Annotated in this window: 6 protein-coding genes; all 6 read left to right on the forward strand. The window is 59.4% G+C overall.

Annotation, left to right across the window (positions count from 1 at the left end):
* The first annotated feature begins 63 nt into the window (after nt 1-63).
* The 6 genes from ACR8BF_RS06420 to ompC all read left to right on the forward strand — a co-directional run bounded on the left by ACR8BF_RS06420 (nt 64) and on the right by ompC (nt 26,409).
* Complete coding sequence (locus ACR8BF_RS06420; RefSeq protein WP_434745736.1) at nt 64-17,445, forward strand: Ig-like domain-containing protein; 17,382 nt, start codon at nt 64-66, stop codon at nt 17,443-17,445.
* Between the two features lie 347 nt (nt 17,446-17,792).
* A complete protein-coding gene (locus tag ACR8BF_RS06425; protein WP_434745737.1) occupies nt 17,793-19,706 on the forward strand; it encodes an Ig-like domain-containing protein in 1,914 nt (637 codons plus the stop codon).
* Nucleotides 19,707-20,009: 303 nt separating this feature from the next.
* A complete protein-coding gene (locus tag ACR8BF_RS06430) occupies nt 20,010-21,365 on the forward strand; it encodes a TolC family outer membrane protein (protein WP_313697940.1) in 1,356 nt (451 codons plus the stop codon).
* A gap of 16 nt (nt 21,366-21,381) precedes the next feature.
* A complete protein-coding gene (locus ACR8BF_RS06435) occupies nt 21,382-23,526 on the forward strand; it encodes a type I secretion system permease/ATPase (protein ID WP_434745738.1) in 2,145 nt (714 codons plus the stop codon).
* The gene (locus tag ACR8BF_RS06440) at nt 23,523-24,692 is read left to right on the forward strand and encodes an HlyD family efflux transporter periplasmic adaptor subunit (RefSeq protein WP_179895233.1); all 1,170 of its coding nucleotides are present in this window, start codon (nt 23,523-23,525) and stop codon (nt 24,690-24,692) included. The genes ACR8BF_RS06435 and ACR8BF_RS06440 overlap by 4 nt, the downstream gene beginning before the upstream one ends.
* A 598-nt stretch (nt 24,693-25,290) precedes the next feature.
* Nucleotides 25,291-26,409, forward strand: a complete 1,119-nt coding sequence (gene ompC / locus ACR8BF_RS06445; protein WP_179895234.1) for a porin OmpC — start codon at nt 25,291-25,293, stop codon at nt 26,407-26,409.
* Nucleotides 26,410-26,423 lie beyond the last annotated feature (14 nt).

The raw sequence follows: 26,423 nt of genomic DNA on the forward strand, positions 1-26,423 counted from the left end.
ATAAAATAAATTTATGTTTATGGATTCAGTGTATTAGCTAATCTGGTGGAATAGAGGTTGCAAATGGCAGAACTCACGCAAGGCCGTGTAGACATCATCTCGCGCGAAAACGGCACTCTCATCTCGCAGTCCGTTGGTAGTTCGTCACAAACCATTAACCTCACCGAGCCCAGCGTTGTCCGCATCAGCGGCACTCGCGATATGGTGACGCAGTATGAGCGTCAGGGTAACGATCTGGTGCTGCAGATGCGTGACGGTCAAACTGTCCGCTATCAAAAATTCTTCCTTGACGACGCCGAGGGTCAGCACAGCGAACTGGTGTTCGATGATGGCGTCAATCCACCGGAACATGCGCTCTTTCCCCAGACTGCAGAAGGGGCTGAACTCGCTTCCAGCTCGGTTACGCCAACCTATGAATCACTCGACAGTGTAGAGCCACTGCTGCTGGCGGATAACGCCAACACCTCAATGGGCGTCATCACCGCAGGCGGCCTGGGTGTGCTCGGCTTAGCCGGACTGGCGGTTGGCATTGGTGGCGGCGGCAGCGGCGGAGGAGGTAACGGCGGCGGCAACGCCGGTGGCACCGATCCGGGAACACCGGTCACTCCGGGGACGCCTGCCATTACCCTGAATGCTTTCGCTGGCGATAATGTACTGGATAATGCGGAAAAAACCACCGAACAGGTGCTGAGCGGCACGACCAGCAATGTCGAAGCCGGTCAGATTGTCACGGTTACGCTGGGCGGCCAGAGCTACAGCGGCAGCGTTGCCGGTGATGGCAGCTGGAGCATCACCGTGCCTGCGGATGCCTTGATAGCACTGGCTTCCGGCACCACCACGGCCACCGCAACCGTCACTAACCAGGCAGGCACCGCCGCCAGCGGCAACCTGACCTTTAACGTCGAGCCGCCCCTGACCGAGCCGGGTACGCCCGTTATCACCATCAATCAGTTTGCCGGTGATGATGTCCTCAGCAATGCGGAAAAAAGCAGCGACCAGCTGCTGAGCGGTTCCACCAGCAACGTGGAACCGGGTCAGGTTGTCACCATCACGCTGGGCGATCAGACCATCAGCGCAGTCGTGGATGCGCAGGGCAACTGGAGTGTCACGCTCTCGCCTGCGGCGCTGAATGCGCTCAATGCCGGTTCGCTTGCGATTTCTGCGGTCGTTACTAATCAGGCTGGCATCGAAGCCAGTGAAAACCGCGCGATCAGCGTCGATACGCCCGCTATTCCGGGCCCACCTGCGGTCACAGTGGATGCGTTTACCGGTGACAACCAGCTAAGTAACGCGGAGAAAACCACCGATCAGACAGTGACCGGCAGCACCAGCAGTATCGAGCCGGGTCAGGTAGTGACGGTCACGCTGGGCGGTCAGACGTACAGCGGCAGCGTAGACGCGCAGGGCAACTGGAGCGTGACGCTGCCCTTAGCGGCCCTGAGCGTCCTGGCGTCAGGTGAAACGACACTGACGGTTTCGGTCAGCAATGCGGCCGGTAACACCGTGACCGGCAGCCTGCCCATCAGCGTGGAAGCGCCGGTGACGCAACCCGGCGAACCGACCATCACCATCAATGAATTTGCCGGGGATGACATCCTCAGCAATGACGAAAAAGGCACTGCTCAGACGCTTTCTGGTACCACCACCAACGTCGAAGCGGGCCAGACGGTTACGATCACCTTCGGTGGCCAGACTTACGCTGGCATCGTGGATGGCAGTGGTAACTGGAGCGTGACTGTTCCGGCTGGTGCGCTGGGCAACCTGCCTGCGGGATCCAGCGCCATCAGTGCCACCGTCAGCAACGTCGATGGTGTGAGCGCAGGCGAAACACGGGATATCTCAGTTGAGACGCCGGTGACTGAGCCGGGCGTGCCAGCCCTGACCCTGAATGAATTTGCCAGCGATAACGACCTGAGCAACACCGAGAAAGCGTCCGATCAGCCTGTCAGCGGCACGACCACCAACGTTGAAGCCGGACAGATCGTCACCGTGACCCTCGGTGGTCAGACCTACAGCGCCAGCGTGCAGGGTGACGGCAGCTGGAGCGTCACCGTGCCATCCGCCGCGCTGAACGCACTGGCAGCTGGCACGACCACCCTGACCGCCTCGCTCAGCAATGCGGCGGGGGACACCGCGACAACCTCGCAGTCGATCACCGTCGAAGCCCCGGCGACGCAGCCGGGTGAAGCCACCGTAACCCTCAACGCCTTTGCCGGGGATGATATCCTCAGCAACAGCGAGAAAGCCAGCGACCAGCTACTGAGCGGCACCACCACCAATATCGCTGAGGGCCAGCAGGTCACTATCACCCTGAACGGGGAGATCTTTACCGCCGCGGTTGGCGCGGAAGGCAACTGGAGCGTCCTGATCCCAGCCAGCTCGCTGGCGGCGCTGGCCGCCGGTAGCGCGACCCTGAACGCGACAGTTACCGATGCGTCTGGCGCACCCGTCAGTGAAACCCGTGACTTCCTGGTGGCGTCAGCGGGCACTTCACCGAATGCCCCAACGTTAACCATCAATGCCTTCGCTGACGACAACATCCTGAGCAACGATGAGAAGCTGGAGGCGCAGGCGGTCTCCGGCAGCACCACCAACGTCGAAGCGGGCCAGATTGTGACCGTCACGCTGGGCGGAGAAAGTTACAGCGGCACGGTCAATCCCGACGGCAGCTGGAACATCGCGATTCCAGCCGATGCACTGAGCGCGCTGGCCGCAGGATCTGCCTCGCTGGTAGTGACGGCCAGCAACGCAGCGGGCACCAGCGTCAGCGACACGCTGCCGATCACCGTCGAGCCACTGGTGACTGAGCCGGGCCAGCCCACCATCACCATTAATCAGTTTGCCGGTGATGACGTTCTGAGCAACGATGAGAAAACCAGCGACCAGCTGCTGAGTGGCAGCTCCACCAACGTCGAGGCCGGTCAGCTCGTCACAGTCACGCTGGGGGACCAGACTTACAGCGCCACGGTTGGCGCGGATGGCAGCTGGAGCCTGAACGTTCCAGCCAGCGCGCTGGCGGCACTGGCGGCGGGCAATGCAACTATCGCGGCCACGGTTTCCAGTCAGGCGGGCATAACCGCCAGCGAAGATCGGGCGATTGTGGTGGATACCCCAGAAGAACCCGGTACACCCACAGTGGCTATCGCCCTGTTTGCCGGTGACGATCTGGTGGATAACAGCGAAAAAGCCCTGGATCAGACGCTCTCCGGCACCACCAGCAACGTGGAGGCGGGCCAGACGGTCACCATCACCCTGGGCGGTCAGAACTACAGCGCCACGGTTAATCCTGACGGCAGCTGGAGTACACCGATTCCGTCTGCGGCGCTCAGCGCACTGGCGGCGGGCAGTACCGCTATTGCGGTCAGCGTCACTACAGTAGCCGGTGCGTTAGCCACCGACACGCGCGATATCAACGTTGCTCCGGCGGCAGGTGAATCTGGCGTAGTCACTATCAGTGAACCGGTCAGCGTGGATGGTTTCCTCAACCAGCAGGAGCTGAACAGTGATCTGATCCTCAGCGGTTCGGCGGTAGGCGTAAATCCCGGCCAGGCGGTGCAGCTTAATTTTAACGGCAATAATTACAGCGGGGTGGTGGGCAGCAATGGCTTCTGGAGCATCACCGTTCCGGCAGCCGCGCTCACCGGTATCACTGACGGTGTGAAACAGATTTTAGTGACCGCCATCGACACCACGGGCGCGCTGCTGACCGACTCAGCCTCGCTGAACGTGGTCGCGTCTGCGCTGCCGCAAATCACGCTGAACGAGAGTGCGATCACCGGGGGTATTCTCAACCGGGCGGAGGCGGGCTCCGACCTGCTGATGACCGGCAGCACCGGCAAAGCCGTGGAGGGCCAGCGGGTTGAGGTCGAACTCAACGGCAAAACCTACAGCACCACGGTCAATGCCGACGGCAGCTGGAGCCTGCCGCTGCCGGCCAGCGATCTCGCTTTACTGGCGCAGGGCGCTAACAGCCTGATCATTACCGCAATTGACGAGGCGGGTAACCGCGCGGACCAGACGGTGAACTTCAGCGTCGACACGCTGCCACCGACGCTGATTGTGGCTGAGGTCGCAGGTGGCGATAGCATTCTCAACAGCAGTGAAGTGGCGGCGGGTGTGCCGGTCAGTGGTTCAGGTGCATTGCCGGGCGAGCGGGTTTCTGTTTCGCTGAACAACCAGAGTTACAGCGCCACCGTCGATGAGCAGGGCAACTGGACGATTGATCTGCCGCCAGCAGCACTGCAGGCCTTGTCTGATGGCAGCAGCTATGCGCTGACCGTCACGCTGACCGACGCCAGCGGGAACATCGCCACCCAGACGCAGACGCTGTTAGTCAACACGCAGCGCCCGGTTGCGGCCGTGACCGCACCGGGCGGTGATGGGGTTCTGACCAACAACGAACTGACTCAGCCGCTGCTGATCAGCGGCACCGGCACCACGGGCGACACTGTGACGGTAGAGTTAAACGGCAAGCCTTATACCGCCATTGTTGATGAAAACGGAGAATGGGTTGCTTCCGTTCCGGTTGCCGATCTGGGCTCGCTGACCAATCAGACCTATCCGGTAACGGTCACCGTGACCGATCCGGCCGGTAACAGCAGCACGCAGGATACGTCTTTGCAGGTTGCTATAGCGTTACCGGCTCTGACGCTGAACGATCTGAGCGATGATGGTGCAATTAACAACAGCGATGCGCAGCAGCCGCTGACCGTCAGCGGCACTGGCGACGAAGGTGACATTATTCGCGTCACGCTGAATGGCGTATCTTACAGCGCCGGGGTGGGACCGGATGGCAACTGGAGCGTCAATATTCCTGCTTCTGATCTGGCGAATGTACCTAATGGCACCCAGACCGTAACGGTGGTGGCGACTGATGCCGATGGCAACACCACAGAGACCGTCAGTTCATTGATTTTCGCCACCACGCCGCCGCTGCTGGACGTCTCCCCGCCGGGCAGCGATGGTTATATCAATATTGCGGAGCACACCCAGAATCTCATTCTCGACGGGCGCGGCGGTGCGCAGGGCGATAGCGTCACGGTGACGTTCAATAATGAAACCTACACCGCCACCGTGGATACCAGCGGCGCGTGGAGCGTGACGGTGCCCGCCGCGATCGTCAGCCAGCTGGGCGACGCGATCTATCCGATCAACGTGGCGATCAGCGATGCGTATGGCAACACCACCTCGCAATTGACCAGCGTCACCGTGCTGGCGGCCACGCCACCCGCACTGACCATTAATCCGGTGACCTCCGACAACCAGGTCGACAGCGCGGAACAGCTCACCGACATTGTGGTCACCGGTAATGTCACCGGCGTACCGGCCGGTTCGCCGGTATTACTGACCCTTAACGGGCAGTCTTACGACGGCGAGGTGCTGACGAACGGCAACTGGCGTGTGACGCTGCCCGCCGGATCGCTGGGTGGCGCAGGAAATAAAACCTTTACCGTGGCGATTACCGACGCGGCGGGTAACCCGGCACTGCCTGCTGAAGGGCAGTTCAGCGTGGTTACCTCACCCGTACCCTCGCTGTCGGTTGCCCCGATCAGTGACGATAATGCACTTAATGTGCTGGAGGCGCAGAGCGATCTCACCATGAGTGGCGGTTCTGCGAACCTGCCCGCTAACAGCCCGATTAGCGTGACGCTGGAACCCAACGGCACTGCCTACACCACCACAACCGATGAAAACGGCAGCTGGACCCTGACCGTGCCCGCTGCCGACCTGGCGAACCTGCCCCAGGGCACCACCACGGTTACCGTCTCCTCGGGTGATGTGCAGATCAATCAGCCGCTGCTGGTGGCGACCACGCCGCTGGCCGCTCCCCAAATCAACACGCCATTCACTGACGGCATCCTCAACACCGATGAAGCCAGCGTGGCGCAGACGCTGACCGGTACAGTTCTGCCTGGCCAGGCCGTCAGTGTGACCCTGGGCGGCACCAGTTATCCGGCTACGGTCGACGCTAATGGTCAATGGAGTGTCACACTGCCACCGGCTGCACTCCAGGCTCTGGCGCAGGGCAGTAATCCGATGACGGTGACGGTGAGGGATGAAGCAGGTAACAGTGCCACCCTCAGCGAACCGCTGACTGTTGATACCGGCATACCGGCGCTGACCGTTAACCCGATTGCCACCGATAACATGATTAATGCGGCTGAAACGGCCACGGATCTGATTCTGAGCGGCACCGCTGCGCCGGGCAGTAGCGTCAGCCTTGCGCTGAATAATCAGACCTACAACGCGGTGGTTGCCGCCGATGGCAGCTGGACCGCTACCGTGCCTGCGGCCAGTCTGCAACAGCTGACTGATGGACGTTACGATTTGAACGTGACCGTCACGACTGTGGGTGGCAATGTGGTCACCACACCATTCCCGGTTACCGTGGATACCACGCCACCCGACTTCAGCTTTGTTACGCCTGCTGGCGATGGCGTGCTGAACATCGCCGAACAGGCCAACGGCTTCAGTTTCAGCGGTGCAGGCACTGAAGGGGATCGCGTTAGTGTGACGCTGAATGGCGTGACGTACACGGGTACCGTTAATAGTGAAAACAACTGGGCGCTGACCGTACCGCCAGCGGCACTTGCCGGTCTGACCAATGGCAGCACCTATCCGGTGGTAGTCACCGTCACCGATGAGGCAGGGAACAGCAGCAGCCAGGACAGTGCGCTGACCATTGCCACCACGCCGCCTCCGCTGGTGGTCGCGCCGGTCAGCGGGGATAACGCGCTGAACGTCGGCGAACTGGCGCAGCCGCTGGTTATCAGTGGCAGCGGCCAGAACGGCGATATTGTTACGGTCCAGCTTAACAACCAGCCCTACAGCACCACCGTCGGCGTGAATGGTCAGTGGGCGCTGCAGATCGCCCCGGAAGCGCTGGCGGCACTGCCTTCAGGCACTAATCTGGTCACGGTCACGGAAACCAGTGCGAACGGCAATCAGACCAGCCAGGTGGTGGATCTGAATGTAGCCACCTCGCCTGACGATCTGCCTGTACTGATCCTCGACAGCAGCACCTTTGCCGGGGACGGCATTGTTACGGCAGCTGAGCAGCTGCAGCCGATTACGGTGCGTGGCAGCAGCAACAATGTCGAAGCGGGCCAGCAGGTGATCATCTCCCTGAGCGGCACGGAATACAGCGGTGTGGTCGCGGCCAGCGGTAGCTGGAGCATTATTCTGCCTGCGGGCGCCCTGGCTGAACTGGGAGAGGGCAATCAGACGCTCAACGTCAGCGTGATTAACGTTGTGGGTAATACGGCCATCAGCCCGGTTAACTTCAGCGTGGATAACACCCTGCCGTCGGTTGCGCTGGCACCGATCAGCGACGACAACTACCTGAATGCACAGGAAGTGAATGGGGCCATCGTCGTCAGCGGCAGTACCAGTGGTCTGCCTGACGGCAGCATTGTCACCGTCGTGGCGAATGGGACGCCGGTCAGTGCCACCGTGGCGGCAGATGGAAGCTGGAGCCTGACCTTACCGGCAGGCACGTTTACCGGGGCAGCAGACGGCCCGCAGACCCTCACCGCCACCGCCAGCGACGCAAACGGGGTACAGCTTGCGACCGGTGACACCACTCTGACGGTCGTTGCAAGCACGCTGCCTGTGGCGACCCCAGGCGTCGCCTTTGAAGATGGCATTCTTAATGGCGAGGAAGCGGCTGCGGGTAGCGTGATCACCGGCAGCACCGGCGTAACCGGTGACGGCCAGACGGTTGTCGTGACGCTGGGTGGTAACAACTACAGCGGCACGGTCGATGCACAGGGCAACTGGCAGGTTGCGGTTCCGGCCAATGTTCTGGCAGCGCTGCCACAGGGCAATGCATCTTACACCGTGCTCGTGAGTGATGTGGCGGGCAACACCAGCCAGGCGAATGGCAACGTCGTGGTGGATACTGCGCCTCCGGTGCTGAACTTCATCACACCATCCGATGGCATTATCAGCGCTGCTGAGAGCCAGCAGCCTCTGACACTGGCTGGTAGCAGCGAAGCGAATGCGCTGATTGTTGCCAGCTTCAACGGCACGACGCTGAGCACCAGCGCCGACGTCAACGGCACCTGGTCGCTGGAACTGCCTGCCACGGTTTACACCGGGCTGGGCAACGGCAGCTATCCACTGACCGTGACCGCCAGCGATGCGGCAGGTAACGCCACCACTACCAGCCGCGATCTGGCGCTGAAAGTGGATCCAGGCACGCTGCCAACCCTGACGCTGGATGCCTTTGCCGGTAACAACGTGGTCGATGGCGCGGAACGCCTCACCGATCAACGTCTCTCCGGCACGACCACTAACGTCGAGGCGGGCCAGCTCGTCACTGTAACCCTTGATGGCACAGTCTATAGCGCCGCCGTGCAGGCGAGCGGGGCATGGAGCCTGACCGTACCAGCCGGTGCGCTGGCGGCCATTAATGATGGTAGCGCCAGCTTTACCGTGGCGGTCAGCGACGTGGCGGGCAACACCACCACCAGTAACCTTAACGTTGAGGTCAACAGCACGGCCTCTGGCCTGGCGATGGATGCCATCAGCCAGGACAACTACCTGAATGCACAGGAACTGGGCCAGGCGTTAATCGTCACCGGCACCTCGGTGAATGTGCCTGAGGGCAGTACGGTTACGCTGCTGTTTAACACTATCAGCTATACCGCCCAGGTCTCGGCCACGGGCCGCTGGAGTGCGATCGTTCCGGCTGAGGCACTGACGGCGCTCGCCGATGGGCCTTACACCGTAACCGTCACCGCCACGGACAGCGGCGGGGCGACACTGAGCAGCGAGGCGACGCTCAGTGTGCTGGCGACCAGTCTGCCCGAGCCGCAGATTGTCTCTGCCTTCGGCGATGGTCTGCTCAACAGTAGCGAGATCACCTCGGCACAAACCCTGAGCGGTACCACCGGCGTGACCGGTGATGGCCAGACGGTGAGCGTGGTACTTAACGGCGCCACTTACAATGGCACGGTCGACAGCAACGGCAACTGGCAGATCAGCCTGCCTGCCACGGTGCTGTCCACCCTGCCGGAAGCTGTCCTGAACTATACCGTTACGGTGCAGGATGCGGCGGGTAACACCGGTAGCATCCCAGGCAGCGTCACGGTGGATCTGACACCGCCGGCCCTGACCCTGAACACGGTCGCGGGTGATGACAGCGTTAATATCGCCGAAAGCTTCGCACCGATTGTGCTCAGTGGCAGCAGCACTGCCGAAGCAGGGCAACAGGTCACCCTCAGCCTCAACAATCAAATCTGGACCACTACCGTTACTCAGGATGGGGACTGGAGCCTGACGCTGCCTGCGGGTTCGCTGGCAGGAATTCCAGCCGGCGCCTATATCCTGACTGTGACGGTCAGCGATGCGGCGGGCAATCCGGTCACCGAAACGCGTGAAATTACCGTATCGACAGCGGCATTGGCTGTCAGCATTGACACACCGTTTGGCGATGGCTATCTGAACCTGACAGAACAGGGTGTTGGTCAGACGCTGACCGGCAGCACCGGTGTGGCAGGGGACGGCCAGACCGTCACCGTGACGCTGGGCGGAAATGATTACACTGCCACTGTGGATGCGCAGGGCAACTGGACGCTGAACTTAACCCCGGCACAGGTGCAGACGCTGGGCGAGGGGATTAATACCCTGGTCGTCAATGCCAGTGATGCGGCCGGTAACACGGGCTCGCTGACCAGCGCCGTCACGGTTGATCTCACCGCGCCAGTGCTCAGCGTCAACCCCATCGGTGGCGACAACATCATCAATTCCCTGGAGGTGCTGGAAGCGGTCGCCATCAGTGGTACGGCAACGGTGTCGGATGCTGGCCAGACAGTGACAGTGAGTTTCCAGAATGTCGATTACACCAGCCTGGTGCTTTCTGACGGCACCTGGCAGGTAACGTTGCCTGCCAGCGTCGTGCAGGGGCTGCCGGATAACACCTACCCGGTTACAGTCTCCATGACCGATGCAGCGGGCAACCCGGCTGTTGCTGTTCAGACCACACTGACGCGTGATGCTGATAGCCTGAACCTGCCGACCCTGACCCTCGGGACACTCAGTGGCGATAACTTCCTTAACCAGGCAGATTCACAGCAGGATCTGAGCATCGGCGGCACCAGTACGAATCTGTCAGGTCAGCTGGTGACCGTGACGCTGAACGACGTTCAGTACAGTGGCACGGTGGCAGCCAACGGCAGCTGGACGGTGACTGTTCCGGCCGCCGCGCTGGGTAATCTGCCGGATGGCGATCAACTGGTGCAGGTGGTGGCAACGGATACGTCTGGCAATCCGGCCAGCAGCAGCGCCAGCCTGGTCGTGCTGGCCAGCGCGCAGGTTCAGCCAACGCTGAGCATGAACGTGGTGGCCGGCGATGATGTGATTAATATCATTGAGGCCACTGCCGATGTTGTCGTTAGCGGCAGCAGCACCCAACTGGCCGAAGGTACGGTGGTGACGGTGACATTCAGTACGGATTACGCCACCACGACCACACTCGACGCTAACGGCAACTGGACGGTGACGGTGCCGTCGACGGTCTTTACCGACGTGGCGCCAGGCAGCACCCAGACCTTTACCGTGACGGCCACGGATGTCGCGGGTAATCCGGCAACCGCCACTCAGGAGGTGAGTTTCAGTACGACACCGCCTGTGCTGACGGATATCACGGTCAGCGCGGGTGACACCCTTAACGTGGCGGAGTCGCTGGAGGATCTCACCGTCACCGGCACCACCACGGGCGCATTGCCAGTGACGGTGACGCTGAATAATGTTAATTACACCACCACGGCAGATGCTGACGGAAACTGGACGCTCACCATTCCGACGGCAGACGTGCAGCAGCTGGCGGATGGCCCTAACGCGATCACCGTTTCGGTCACCGATGCAGCCGGCAATATCATCACAGATACTGCCACCTCGCTGGATGTGGCGTTTAATACCCTGCCAGCGCTGACTCTGGATACGCCATTTGGCGATACGCTGCTCAATCTGGCAGAGACCGCAGGCCCGATAACGCTGAGTGGTGACAGTACTAATCTGCCGGAAGGCAGTGTGGTGAACATCGCTGTCGGCGGGCTGACTTTCAGCACCACGACGGATGCCAGCGGCAACTGGGCGCTGAACCTGGCACCGGGTGCGCTAACGACCCTGGACGATGGGCTGACCCAGGTGGTGGTCACCGCCGCAGATGCTGCCGGTAATCCGGCGCAGGCCACCGCAGGCGTTGAGATCCTGCAGACCCCACCGGTCTCAGCTGACTTCGCTGTCACGCAGTTCGGCGATAACGTCATTAACATCACCGAAGCCGCTTCGGTTCAGCTGGTGACCGGCACCTCCACCGTCGTGGCGGGCCAGACCCTGAGCGTCGCGGTGGGCGATGACAATATCCCGTTGTCAGTCACGGTCGATCCCAGTGGCAACTGGACGGCAAGCCTGACCCCCGCGGTGATTGCCAGTCTGGGGGCCGGGGAACAGACCCTGACGCTCACGACCACGGATCGGGCCGGTAACAGCATCGAAGCGACCCAGACGTTTGTCGCGGCGATTACGCCGATTGCTTTACCGACGCTGGATACGCCATTTACGGATGGCCGTCTTAACGCGGCGGAAGCGGCAGTGAACGGTACGCTGACCGGTGCAGTCAACAGTGATGATCCGGCCGCGGTTGCGGTGACCGTTAATGGCACCATCTATACCGCGACGCTCACGAATGGTGGGGCAAACTGGTCACTGGAATTGCCGCCTGCCGTATTGCAGTCACTGCCGGACGGCAATCTGCCGATTAATGTGACTGTCACCGACGTGAACGGCAACACCGGCACGACCAGCGGCGCCCTGCTGGTGGCGGTGAACACGCTGCCGGATGTCACCCTGAATCTGCCGTTTGGTGACGGTGCACTGAACGCCACTGAGGCGGGAACTGAACAGATCCTCACTGGCAACACCGGCATTACCGGTGCCGGACAGACGGTCTCAGTGCTGATCTCCGGCTTTAACAACGGCCAGCCGCTGGCCGCCACGGTGCAGACCGATGGCAGCTGGTCTCTGGCCCTGTCGCCAGCCCAGTTAGCCACTTTCACCAGCGGTACCCACACGATTACCGTCACGGCTGCCGATATCGCGGGTAACAGCGACGCGACGGCGCTGAGCGTGGTCACCGAAGTGGCCGTGCCGTTGCCAACCTTTAACCCTGGCGCGTTTGGCGGCGACAACCAGCTGAACATCAGTGAAGCCGCAGCAGGCGTGACCCTGACGGGCACCACCGGCAGCGTGGGAGCGAACCAGGCGGTCAGCATCACCGTAGAGGTTAACGGCAGCCTCTATTCTGGCTCGGTGGATGGCAACGGAAACTGGACCGTAAACATTCCACCGGATGCCCTGAGTTCGCTAAGCAGCGGCGATCAGACTCTGACGGTTAACGTGGTGGATGCGGCGGGCAACAGCGCGTCGGCACAGCTGCCATTCACGGCGGATCTCACCGCGCCGTTGCCAGCGTTCAATCCGGAATTCCTGGGCGGCTATGTAAATAGCGGCGATGTTGATGCAGGCATTACGCTGAGCGGCACCACTGGTGAAGCGGGTGCGAATCAGTCGGTGCAGCTTACGCTGGGCGGCACGGCTTACTCTGCAACCGTGGATGCCAATGGCAACTGGACAGTGCCACTGACAACCGCGCAACTTTCAGCGCTGCCGGATGCCACCTATCCGGTCACTGTTACGGTCACCGATGCAGCGGGCAACAGCACCACAATTAACAGTTCGCTGGTGCTCGACAAAACCCCACCGGTACTGAATGCAGCAGCCTTCGCCGGGGACAACGCACTGAACTACGCCGAGAGCATTCAGCCGCAGATCCTCAGCGGCACCGCGACAGGCGCAGAGACGGGCGCCGTCGTCACGGTTTCGCTGAATACCACGACCCTCGGCACCGCCGTCGTTGACGGTAACGGCAACTGGAGCATGACGCTGACGCCAGAGCAGATGGCCACCTTTACGGCATCAACCACGCTGACGCTGGCAGTGACCGATCTGGCCGGCAATACCGCAACCGCGCCGGTCGCGCTGACGGTGGATCTGACGCCACCGCCAGGCCCGCTGGTGACGCTGGGCACCGTCTCGGGCGACAACATCATCAGCACCCAGGATGTTGCGGGTGGGGTGGTGGTAAGGGGTACCTCTGCTAACCTCGGCGCGAACGGGTCAGTGGAGGTGGTGATCAAGGGTGTGACCTATGCCACCACGCTGGATGCGTCGGGCAACTGGTCGACCGGGACGCTGCCGGTCGGCGCCTTTGGCAACGCGGACGGCAGCGTCGGCATAACAGTGACGGCCACTGATGGCACGACGCCGGTGACTACCAGCGGCAACGTCCTGATTGACCTCACGCCACCCACGTTGTCGATCAATACCTTTGCGGGTGATAACCAGGTTAATGGCAATGAAAGCATCATCAGCCAGGCGATTACCGGCACCGCCGATGTCGCTGAGGCAGGCCGCACGGTCGTTGTGACCTTGAATAGTCAGACCTACAGCGCCGTGGTGCAGAGCAACGGCACCTGGTCCACAACCGTTCCTGCCAGCGCGATGCAGGCACTGCCCGATGGCAGTGCACCAGTAATTACCGCGCAGCTGACGGATGCCGCCGGGAACGTGGGAACGGCTACTCAGACAGTAACCGTAGACACCATCGCGCCACTGGTCGAAGTTGACGCATTCCTTGGCGACAACCTGATCAACGCTGCTGATCTGGCCATCAGTCAGGTGCTGACCGGCAGCGCACAGGGCGCAGAAGGCCAGACCATCGGCCTCTACCTGGGTGATGCCTCGCCGATTGCCACCGCGACGGTGGGAGCTGACGGACGCTGGAGCATCGATCTGGCGCCGAACGTCCTGTCGAGCCTCACTGACGGTGCGCTGGTGTTTGGCGTGCGGGTGAATGACCTTGCAGGCAACCAGACTGACGCCACGCTGACGGTCAATAAAGTGGTCAACAGTGCGCTGACGCTGGTAGTCGATTCTGTGTTCGGCGACGGTACGCTCAGCGCGCTGGATACCACCGTCGCGCAGACGATCTCCGGAACCGCACTCTCCGCGGGCGTCGGTGCAACAGTTTCAGTGGTACTGGGCGGGACCACGCTCTCTGCCTCAGTGGGTCAGGATGGTAAATGGGCCATCGTGGTGCCACCCGCGGTGCTGGGTCTGGTCCCCGACGGCCAGCTGGCGTTTAACGTCACCCTGACGGATGCGGCAGGCAACACCCGCACGGTGGGTGAAACCGCTACGGCGATTGTCGATGCGGTGCCGGTGGTTGGCCCGCTCACCGGCTTGTTTGGCGGCGATAACCTGCTGAACGTTGCGGAAGCGGCAGCCGGACAACTGGTCGGGGGCGTGATCAGCAATGCAGCTGCAGGTTCACAGGTGACAGTGACCTTTGGCAGCAAGACGTACAGTACAACGGTACAGGCGGGTGGCGTGTGGAACGTTAGCCTGCCAGGCAGCGATCTCACCTCACTGCTGGATGGTAATCTGACGCTGGGCGTCAGCGTCAGGGATGCAGCGGGTAACGTCGCTTCCAATAGTGCGTCAATCGGCATCTTTACCCAGACGCCATCCATCTCGCTGACTTCACTGTTTGGCGATGGCGTGCTGAATCTGGCTGATATCGCTACCGGACAGGCGATCAGCGGCGTGGTGAACAACATTGCACAGGACAGTGTGGTCACCCTCTCGGTGGGCAACAGCAAGGTGACCGCGACAGTGGGTGCAGGCGGGGCGTTCAGCGCCACGGTGACGCCGGATATTCTGGGCACCCTGGCGCAGGGCAACGTGACGGTGAGCGCCTCGGTAACGGATGCGGCGGGTAATACCGCCAGCACCAGCGCCGGTGTCCGCGTCGACACGCTGCTGCCGACCCTCACGGTGAATCCGCTGTTCGGCGACGGTCTGCTTAACGTGGCGGATGCGCTGGTGACGCAGGTCATTAGCGGCGTCGTGGGCGGTGCCGAAGCGGGGTCGCGCGTGGTGGTGTCGGTGGGTGCACAGCAGTTAGTGACGGCGACCGATGCGAATGGCAACTTTAACGTCTCGCTGACGCCAGCCCTGCTGCAGGGGATTGCCGATGGCAACCTGACGGTGGGTGTCAGCGTCACCGACAGCGCCGGTAACACGACCAGCACCACCGCCGGGGCGCTGGTGGGTATTCACAATCTGCCAAAAGTGACGCTTAATCCGCTGTTTGGTGACGGTGTGCTTAACCTGGCGGAATCGCTGGTTACGCAGACCATCAGCGGCACCGTCTCCGGTCTGGCCGCGGGCAGCAGCGTCAGGCTGGCGATTGGCAATACCAACGTCAGTGCGCAGGTCAATCCCGATGGCTCCTTCTCAACCACCGTCTCCCCAGCCGTGCTCTCGACGCTGCTGAGCGGTAACTTCACCGTTAGCGCGGCGGTCACAGACCCGGTCGGTAACGTCAGCAGCACCAGCGCGGGCGTATCACTGGGGCTGATCCCGCCAACCCTGACAGTGAATACGGTGTTTGGCGACGGCATTCTGAGCGCCTTTGATCTGGCCTCAAACCAGACCCTGAGCGGCACCTCCAGCCTGTCCACGGGGTCTGCCGTCAGCGCGACGCTGAATGGCCAGACCTACACCACCAAAGTGGTAAGTGGCGGCAACTGGAGCATCAGCGTGCCAAAAGCGGATCTTGCCGCGATAACTGACGGCACGAAAACCGTGGCGGTTACCGGCACCGATACTTACGGTAATACGGTGAACAGCAGCGGCACGCTGAGTGTCATCAGTCAGTCGACGCCTGTCGTCGCCATTACTTCGCTGTTTGGCGATAACGCCCTGAGTGCGGTGGATGTGAAAAGCGCACAGACCATCAGCGGTACTGCCAGCAACGCCGAGGGATCGGTGGTGCGGGTGGCGTTGGGCGGTCAGACTTACAGCACTACCGTGAGCAGCAACGGTAACTGGAGTCTCTCTGTTCCGGCGGCTAACCTTGCCGCCATTGCGGATGGACTGCAGACTGTCACCGCCAGCGTCATCAACGGTGCAGGTACCAGCGGCTCCACCTCGGCGTCACTGGGTGTAGTGAGTCACACCACGCCGACGGTCAGCGTTAACAGCTTCTTCGGTGGGGATGGTTATCTCAATATCTCAGAAGCCAATGCGCCTGAGACCATTAGAGGAACCAGCACTAACGCGGCGGGCGGCACAGTAACGGTGAACGTGTCGGGCAACATCCTTACCACTACCATCGGTGCGAACGGCGCATGGAGTCTCAGCGTGCCGTCAGCGACGCTGAAAGGGATCCCGGATGGCAGCCATCCGTTAACCGTAACGGTGGCGGACATCGGTGGCAACACCGCGACCAGCACCAGCAGCTTTACCGCGCTGTCGCATAGTCAGCCGCTGGTAGGCGTCGATCCGGTGCTTAGCATCGTCGGTTCTTTGTTTGCCGGTCTGGTAGTGCAGGGCGGATCGCTGAATGCTGCACAGGGATCGAAAGTCAGCGTCACGCTGCTGCTGGCCAACGGTAACAATGGACCGACGCTGAATACCACGACCGATGCGCTGGGGCGTTATGCGGTTAACTTCACACCGTCACTGCTGTCGGTGGGGGGCCTGCTGCTGTCGCTGGGGACGCTGGCAAAAGTCTCGATCACCGATGTAGCCGGTAACAGTTACACCACCACAAACACGCTGTTGTTGGGTGCGGTACTTCCGGTCACGCTGGCGGCATCCGAGTCACTTGCGTTGTTCTCAGTGGCGGATGACAGCGTCACAGTCGCCAGTGCCAGCGCCGGGACGCAGCACACCAGCAGCACCAGCACCGACGATAACAGCGCCCATGTAGCCGTGGCCTCGACGCTGATTACCGAAGCGGATACCGTAACGCCGGTCAGCAGCAGAGAAACTGCGGTGGCTGATAACGCCGCAGTGTCGGCACCCCCGGCAGAGGAGTCTGGCTACACCATCGGCGGCGTCGTGATTACGCTGGCCGATGGCACCAAAGCAGAGGGCGCCATGGTCACTGGCAGCAGCGGCGCAGATACCGTGACGGTCAGTGACCTTAACTTTACGCATATTGATGGCGGCGCAGGCACCGATACACTGGTGCTTAACGGGGAGCATCTCAACCTGGATCTCACCACGCTGGGCCTGAAAGTCGAACACATTGAAGTGCTCGATTTGGGTAAAACCGGCACCAACTCCGTGAAGCTCAATCTCAATGAAGCACTCAGTATTACGGATAAACAGAGTGATGATTTGATGATCAAAGGCGCGGAGGGCAGCCAGGTGACGCTGGCGAACAGCAACGGCGGTATCTGGGAAGTGGCCGGTGAGCGCACGGTAGAAGGAAGAGTGTTTGAGATCTACCACAACTCGGCGCTGACCAGCGAAAACACCCTGGGCGATGTGCTGGTGCAGCAGAACCTGCAGGTGCATGTTGTGTAGCCACGATAACCGCCGTCAGGTTGATCTGAGAAGCGGATGCGAAAGCACCCGCTTTTTTTTGTTCATGTCACGTGATAAGTGCATTTTCCAGATTATCGCCACTATTCATTAGCAGGATGAAAGATTAGGGTAGGCGCAGCAAACGGCGTCACGCCGTAATACACGATTCTGGCTCCATTTGGCGCTTTTACTGGCGTCTTCTTTCTTCATCCTTGTTACCTGCGGGTAATCAGTTCCGACCAGCGGAAACGGGCAGCATTGGCTGACCCATTATCACGTCGTCAGACTTCACGATCGGTTTATCCGAAGATTTTAGTCTGCGTTTCTGTTCTGAACTGAGGTTACCTATGTCAACACGCGATACGCTTCGTCCCATCCGGCTTGAATCCATTTTCCAGACGGCAGTGAGCGACTTTGCCGTAACCGACAGCGCGCTGCCCGCCATTGCGCCTGTCGCCACGGAGAGCCTGAGCCTGCCGATCACCACATTCTCCACCGAAACAGTGCATAGCAGCCCGCTCAACTACAGCGCCCTGGCCGTCAGCGCAGCGGCGAGTACACCACCCGCTGCACTACAGCCTTACGAACCGCTTGCCATGGACGGAATCATTGCCGGCTGGGAAGCGCAGCAGCCAATCCATCTGCGCGGTCATGCTGAAGGCGAAGCGGGTTCTACCGTCACGCTGGCCTTCAATGACCAGAGCTGGCAAAGCACGGTTAATCAGTGGGGCTACTGGAACGCTTCCATGCCCGCTGACGCGCTAAAGGGCGTGCCAGATGGCAATCACAGCCTGGTGCTGACCATTACCGATAAAGCCGGACAAAGCACCGCAACCACCGTTGATTTTGGTCTTTATGTCGATCGCACCATCAAACCGATCCTGACGGTGGACACGATCAGTGGTGATAACGCGGTGAATATCGCCGAGAGCATTTATGGTGTCGAGATCAGCGGCAGCGCAACGCATTTGCCGGTGGGGACGGAGCTGCTGCTGACCCTGGGCGACCGAACGACCACCGCCAGCATGGGCAGCGATGGCAAGTGGTATGGCACTTTTCATGAGAGTGATATGCAGGCACTCAAGGATGGCGTTTACAGCCTGAAAGTCACGGCAACCGATCCCAATGGAAATACCGCCACTGAATATCATGATCTGACGTTGATCACCCACCTGAGCAGCCTGCCAATCATCGCCTTCGATAAGGTTACGGCGGATGATGTGATTAACCTGGCAGAAACCCGGCAGGATCTGTTGCTCAGCGGCACGCTTTCTACCGTTATGCCAGGTCATCGGTTGGTGATAACCGGGGCCAATGAGAAAGATTATGCCGCCACGCTGGACGAGGGTGGACACTGGCAGGTGGTTATTCCGGCAACGGACGTACACGCTTTTATTAACATGGGTGAAATCCGCGCCTGGTCGATCGACGGGGCGAATAACTACACGGATGCCACGCATGAACTGAATATCAAAACCGGCTTTATCCCGATCTACACCGAAATGAATATCGGTGGTGATATGACACTCAATTATCAGGAGGCGCAGCACGATCTGAGTTTCTACGTTGAGGGGGCCAATACCGTAGAGATCAATGGTAAAACCTACCAGCCCGACGCCAAAGGCATGGTGACGCTCACCTCCAGCGAGCTGCTGGCGCTGCCGGATGGTCCGGTTTCCGCCACGTTTCATCGCTGGGATCAGTATGGCAACAGCGACAGCGAAACCTATGATGAATTCTTTACTGTCGCTGTGCATCAGCGGCCAACGCTGACTCTGGACACCCCCTTTGGCGATAACGTTATTGATGCTGCCGATGTGAACAGCTGGCATCTGATTCAGGGTACCTCCAGCCATCTGCAACCGGGCAGCCTGGTCGAGTTAACGCTGGGTGATCAACACTATAGCGCCAGTGTAAAAGCGGATGGTGGCTGGGCGCTGACCATTCTGGCCGGGCAGCTGGCTCCGCTGGACGACGGGGAATACCCGATGACGGTCAGTGGCAAAGACAGCGCCGGTAATGTGGCCACAGCCAGCCAGACGGTGCAGGTGTCATCACATACCGAAACCGCCAGCCTGATGGAGGGTCAGACGGTGGATCAACTGCTTGAAACGGTCAGTCTGACCCAGCAGGCAGAGACCGCGCACGTGGCGCAGGCTTCCACTGCTGCTGTTCCACAGGAGAGCCATCTCTTCTCTGATGTGTCTTACACCCTTGCCGATCACCTGCTGCTGCATCCTGCGGCACAGCCAATAGTCTGACGCTAAAACATTAGTGAAATCACTCCTTTCCGGACGGGTCTGTTAAGTCTGTCTGGATTGGCGTGAAAGTATCTGGTGGTTACTTTTCAATCGGTCGGTAGAAATATCAGATATTTCATCTGCTTTAAGCAGGAATAAGTAACGGATATGATCTAATAATGTTAAGGGCGGTTTATCGTCTGGCTGGCTAACCATAAATAAAATAATGCAATAAATCTGTAAGGCCCTTAGTGACGCACCTTTTTGCATGCTTTGTTCACCGGGAAAAAACCATGAAGATAAGACCCCCTGTTGGTAGAGATAATGAACAAAGCACGATTAACTTTTTTGTTGTGCGCCCTGAGTGGCGTGGCAGTGCATGCGGCCTGTGCCGCACCGTTACCTAAAGCCGAATTTAACTGGCGCGCCGCGCCCAGCGAAGAGCAGATTGCCAGTTTAACGCTGCGCGACGCCATTCTCCGGGCCTTCGCCCGTAATCCGAAAATCTCAGAATCCGCGGCACAGATCCATGTCGGTCAGGGCGATCTTGATGCCGCCCGCAGCGCCTGGTATCCGCAAATCTCACTACAGGGTGCGGCGGGCCGCTCCCATCAGACCGACTCCGCCGGGAGCCTCAGCAACAATGGCTCCGGTGGCATCACGCTCAGTCAGCTGCTTTACGACTTTGGTCGCACCGGCAGCGCCATCGATGAGCAGCATGCGCTGTCAGATGCTTATCGTTACAGCCTGTTCGACGCCATGACCACCGTGGCGGAAGATACGCTGCAGGCCTACCTCGAAGTCAAACGTTACCAGGCGCTGGCAGAAACGGCGCACACCAATATCGCCTCGCTGCAGCGGGTGCGGGATATCGCGAAACTGCGCGCCGATGCGGGGCTCAATTCCCAGTCAGACGTGCTGCAGGCGGAAACCCGCATTGCCGCAATGCAGGCCACGCTGGAGCAATATCGTGCCCAGCACCGTTCCGCCACCGCGCAACTGACCGTGCTGACCGGCGTGGTCCCCGCCACGCTGCCTGAACTGCCACAGGCGCTGCTGAAACAGCAGATCACCCTCGACAAAATCGCCTATGAAAGCAGCGCGGCGGTGCGTAGCGCGCAGTCGAAACAGGAGGCCGCCCGGGAACGGGTGCGCCAGGCAGAGTCCGGTCACTGGCCGACGATTAAAGTCCAGGCAGGCCGGACCCGCTATGAAAACGATCGTCAATCTTACTGGGATGATGAAGTGCAGCTGCAGGTAGAAGCGCCGCTTTACCAGGGCGGCCTGGTGAATGCGAAAACTCAGTCAGCGGAGGGCGATCGTGAAGCGGCGCAGGCCGCGATTCAGCAGGCCAAGCTCGCCATCAATCAAAATGCCTCTACCGCCTATGCCGACATGATTGGCGCGCAGCAACGGCAGGCGGCCGGGGAAGTGCAGCTGGCCAGCGCCGACCATACCCGTAATGTCTACGCCGATGAATATCGCCTGAGCAAGCGCAGCCTGAACGATCTGCTTAGCGTTGAACAGGATGTGTTTCAGGCTGACAGCTCACGTATCACCGCGCTCTACGATGGCTGGGATGCCACCGTGCGTTATGCCGCCGCGGTAGACAATCTGCTCGATATCATGGGTATCGATCGCCAGCAAAGCAGCGGCGATCTCCTTCCTTCGCTGCAATAGCGATAAGGCATAAATAATGAGTACTTCAACCCTGAATACCGATAACTGGATTGCCGCCATGCTGCGTGTCGCCGCGCGATTCGGTAAACCTGCCGATGGCAAAACCCTGCGTCAGCAGATGCGCTGGTTTGAACATCTGCCGGTGTCACAGCAGCTGGAGCGGCTCTCCGGGCTGCTGGGACTGCATCTGACCATGGTGCCGCAGAACAAACTGCGCTGGCGTCAGGAGATCACCCCGGTGGTGCTGGTGCTGGAAAATGCCAGCGTGGCGGTGCTGGAGAATATCGATTCGGACGGCAGCGCGCGTTACTGGCTCAGTGAAGGCGGCGATGTGGTGCGTGAAAGCGCCTTATCGGACTTGCTGACCCGCGCTCAGGGCGATGTCGGTGTGATAGGGGTAGCGGCGCGTGGCCGTGATGCGCGTATCGACGAATTCATCCAGCCCTATGAGCCACACTGGTTCTGGAAAAATTTTCACGGTATGGGGCGTCGTATCACCGAGATTTCACTGGCCTCGGTCGTCAGCAATGTGCTGGCGCTGGCCGGTATTCTCTTTTCGATGCAGGTCTACGACCGGGTTATTCCGGCGCAGTCGCAGTCCACGCTGTGGGTGCTGTTTGTCGGGGTGCTGATCGCTGCGGCCATTGAGTATCTGATTCGGCTGATGCGAACCCAGGTGTCAGACTTAATGGGCAAACGCATCGACCTGAAAGTCTCCGCCATGCTGTTTGCACGGGCGATGAGCATCCGTAACGAAGCACGGCCGAAATCGACCGGCTCATTTATCTCGCAGCTGCGTGAGATCGACCAGGTGCGTGAGCTGCTGACCTCGACCACGGTCGGCGCAGCGGCCGATCTGCCGTTTGTTATTCTTTTCCTGTTTATTATGTCGTTTGTGGGTGGCTGGCTGGTGCTGATCCCGCTGGCGGCGATCCCGCTGATCGTCATTCCCGGCCTGCTGGTGCAGATCCCGATGGCGCGGCTGGCCAAAGAAGGGCTGCGCGAGGGCGCGCTGCGTAATGCGGTGCTGGTGGAGACTATCGAAGGCATTGAGGATATCAAGGCGCTGCAGGCGGAACCCTATTTCCAGCGTCAGTGGGAGCAGACGCACGAAGTCAGCGCCGCCATCAGCAATCAGCAGCGGTTGTGGGGCGCGCGCCTGACCGGCTGGGCGTCAACGGTTCAGCAGCTCACCTATGCGGGCATGCTGGTGTTTGGGGTCTATCTGGTGCTCGATTCACAAATCACCACCGGTACGCTGGTCGCCTGTAGCCTGCTCTCATCCCGCACCATCGCCCCGCTGATGCAGCTGACCATGGTCTTCTCACGCTGGCAGCACGCTAAAATGGCGATGAAAGGCCTGGATGAGTTGCTGAAAAAGCCCCTTGATCAACCTGAAGCGGCCACGCTGGCGCACTGTCCGACACTCACCGGCCAGTATGATCTGCGCAATGTGCATTACAGCTATGACGAAGAGAATGAAAAGAATGTGCTCAACGTTCAGCAACTGCAGATTAAACCCGGCGAGAAGATTGCCATTCTGGGCAAAGTCGGGGCAGGGAAGTCGACGCTGCTGAAGATCCTCGCCGGTCAGGCCCAGGCCAGCCAGGGCAAGGTGATTGTCGATGGCGTCGATATTGAGCGTATCGATCCTACCGATTTACGCCGTCAGCTCGGCTGGCTGTCGCACGACTCCCGACTTTTCTTTGGCACGCTGCGACAGAACCTGATGCTGGGCAATCCCCATGCCAGCGAACAGGAGATGCTGCAGGCACTGCGCATCAGCGGCGCACTGTCGCTGGTCCAGCAGGATGCCGCCAGCCTGGATCGTATTATCAATGAAGGTGGGCGTGGGCTTTCGGGTGGGCAACGTCAGATGGTGATGCTGAGCCGGTTGATCCTGCGTCAGCCGCAGGTGGTGCTGCTGGATGAACCCACTGCGGCAATGGATGAACAGCTGGAGGAGCATGTGATCCGTCAGCTGCAGGGCTGGATTAGCGGCCGGACGCTGGTGCTGGTGACGCACCGTCCGGCACTGCTGAAAATGGTCGATCGTATTGTGGTGATGGATAACGGCCGGATTGTAGCGGATGGCCCACGTGACGAGATCCTGCGCCGCGCGAATCCGCCCGCGACGCCAGGTAAAGGAGGTGCCGCATGAGTCTGGTGATTGTTGATAAAGATCTTGCCCGTCATGAGCGCCGGACCTCGGCGATTATCTGGCTCTGCACCGCCGCGCTGGCCATATTTCTGATCTGGGCGCACTTCGCCATTCTGGATGAGGTGACGGTTGGCACGGGCAAAGTCACCCCTTCCAGCCGCGCGCAGGTGATCGACAGCCTGGATGGCGGCATCGTCAAACAGCTTAACGTGCATGAAGGCGATATTGTGGAGAAAGGGCAGGTGCTGGCAACCCTCGATCCGACACGCTTCCAGTCGAACTTTGGTGAGGCGCAGGCCAAAGTGCGCACGCTTCGCGCCTCATCCGAGCGACTGGAGGCGGAGCTGTCAGGTACGCCGCTGGCGTTCAGCGCAGAAACGCTGAAGGAGCCGAACCTGGTCACGCGAGAACGGCAACTCTATGAGTCACGTCGTCGTAATCTCACCGAAACTATCAGTAATCTGCAGCAGTCGCTGAAACTGGTGCAGGATGAGCTGCGGCTGACTGAACCGCTGGTGGCGAAAGGTGCGGCAGGCCAGGTTGAGGTGATTCGTCTGCGTCGCCAGGTCAGCGATCTGCGCGGCAAAATCGACGAGGCGCGCAACGACTATCTGGTGCGCGCGCACGAAGAGCAGGTGAAAAACAATGCCGAACTGGATGCGCAGTTGCAGGTTGCCGCAGGCAAAGAGGATCAGCTGACGCGCGCCACGCTCTACTCGCCGGTGCGCGGTATCGTCAAAGATATTCAGGTTACTACGGTCGGTGGCGTACTGGAGCCGGGCGGCAAACTGATGGAAATCGTGCCGCTGGAGGATCAGTTGCTGATTGAGACGCGTATCAATCCACGCGATATCGCCTGGATCCGACCCGGCCTGGCTGCCACCGTAAAAGTCACCGCCTATGACTCCTCAATCTATGGCGATCTGCACGGCGAAGTGGAAACGGTCTCGCCAGACACCCTGCAGGATGAGGTAAAACGTGATCAATATTACTATCGTGTCTACGTGCGTACCCAGAAAGCCGAGCTGACCAATCGCGCTGGCCGGAAATTCCCGATTGTGCCCGGAATGGTGGCCAATGTAGAGATTAAAACCGGTCAGAAATCTGTCATGGATTATCTGGTTAAGCCGCTGAATAAAGTCAAAGAATCGCTGCGCGAGCGCTGAGGATCGGCACCAGCTCATCTATCCGTCTTCTTAATTACGGTGATAAATTAACATGGCGGATATTTGGGCAGTTATGGGGCAAAGCGTGCGCAATTTAACAATCTGTGCGGAAGCAGATTGGCATTAATTTAACGCGATTAAGAAAGTTTACAGAGATATAACGCGACGGTAAATTGAAGGCAAAAAAATGCCGGACAATTTGTCCGGCGGGAAATAATAAGTTGTACATCTCATTCGGGGAGAATGAAGGTAATAATGGAATAAATGATGATAGCGGGGTCTATTCTATTACCGGATGCCGTAAAAGTTTTATCATTCAGTGCTTCAGAATAATCCTATGTAACTTGTTGATAACAATGAAATCAAAATGAGATTGTCAATTTGTGCGCCATTTTTTACCGATCCGTGCTGCTTATAAGTTCCCCGTTATTTACATTATGAAATAACTGTTTCGATGTATGAAACAGTTTTGGAAATTTAGTAGCATTTTCCTGGTGGATTATTACCCGTTATAAAACAACAATGGCCTGCCGGCTGAATTTTTAATCGTTCAGTTAGCAGTGGCAAATAATAAAGGCACATAACAGAGGGTAATAAAATGAAACGTCGCGTTCTCTCCCTGATGATCCCTGCGTTGCTGGTTGCAGCAGGATCAGCAAACGCAGCTGAAATCTATAACAAAGACGGCAACAAATTAGATCTCTTCGGTAAAGTTGACGGTCTGCACTACTTCTCTGACAACAGCAATTCTGACGGCGACCAGTCATATGTTCGCTTCGGCTTCAAAGGTGAAACTGAAATCAGCAATCAGCTGACCGGTTATGGCCAGTGGGAATACCAGGCCGCACTGAACAACTCTGAAGCTCAGGGGACGGCTGACAGCTTTACGCGTGTTGGCTTTGCCGGTGTGAAATTTGGTGATGCGGGATCGTTCGACTACGGTCGTAACTACGGCGTCGCCTACGATATTGGCGCATGGACCGACGTCCTGCCGGAGTTCGGCGGCGATACCTATGGCGCGGATAACTTCATGTATCAGCGCGGTAACGGCATGGCAACCTACCGTAACAATAACTTCTTCGGCCTGGTGGATGGCTGGAACTTTGCCGTCCAGTATCAGGGCAAGAATGGCAACAGCAGCGAATCATCTAATGGCCGCGACGTACTGGGCCAGAACGGCGACGGCTGGGGTCTGAGCACCACGTATGATCTGGGTTCAGGTTTCGGCATTGGTGCGGCAACCTTCCAGTCTGACCGTACCAACGACCAGAACAGCGCAACATCAGGTATCCTTGGCCGTGGTGATAAAGCGGAAGTGTATACGGGCGGTCTGAAATATGACGCGAACAATGTCTATCTGGCAGCGATGTACTCACGTTCGTTCAATGCGACCCGCTTCGGTGATAGCAGCAATACCTCTTCAGCTTATGGCTATGCGGATAAAGCGGACAACTGGGAACTGGTTGCGCAGTATCAGTTCGACTTTGGCCTGCGTCCATCCCTGGCGTACGTCACCTCACGCGGCACCGATATTCAGAACTGGGGTAAACAGAATCTGAAAAAATATATCGATGTAGGCGCGACGTATTACTTCAACAAAAACATGTCCACCTATGTTGATTACCAGATCAACCTGCTGGACGACAACGCCTTCACCGACGCAGCCGGTATCAATACCGACGACGTGGTGGGTGTCGGTCTGGTTTACCAGTTCTGAGTTATCAGGGAGCG

Origin of the sequence: Candidatus Pantoea rara (assembly GCF_051136265.1) — a bacterium.
Taxonomy (GTDB): Bacteria; Pseudomonadota; Gammaproteobacteria; order Enterobacterales; family Enterobacteriaceae; genus Pantoea; species Pantoea rara.

Coding starts and splice junctions, on each gene's coding strand:
- ACR8BF_RS06420 (WP_434745736.1), top strand. CDS start 64: ATGGCAGAACTCACGCAAGGCCGTGTAGACATCATCTCGCGCGAAAAC.
- ACR8BF_RS06425 (WP_434745737.1), top strand. CDS start 17,793: ATGTCAACACGCGATACGCTTCGTCCCATCCGGCTTGAATCCATTTTC.
- ACR8BF_RS06430 (WP_313697940.1), top strand. CDS start 20,010: ATGAACAAAGCACGATTAACTTTTTTGTTGTGCGCCCTGAGTGGCGTG.
- ACR8BF_RS06435 (WP_434745738.1), top strand. CDS start 21,382: ATGAGTACTTCAACCCTGAATACCGATAACTGGATTGCCGCCATGCTG.
- ACR8BF_RS06440 (WP_179895233.1), top strand. CDS start 23,523: ATGAGTCTGGTGATTGTTGATAAAGATCTTGCCCGTCATGAGCGCCGG.
- ompC (WP_179895234.1), top strand. CDS start 25,291: ATGAAACGTCGCGTTCTCTCCCTGATGATCCCTGCGTTGCTGGTTGCA.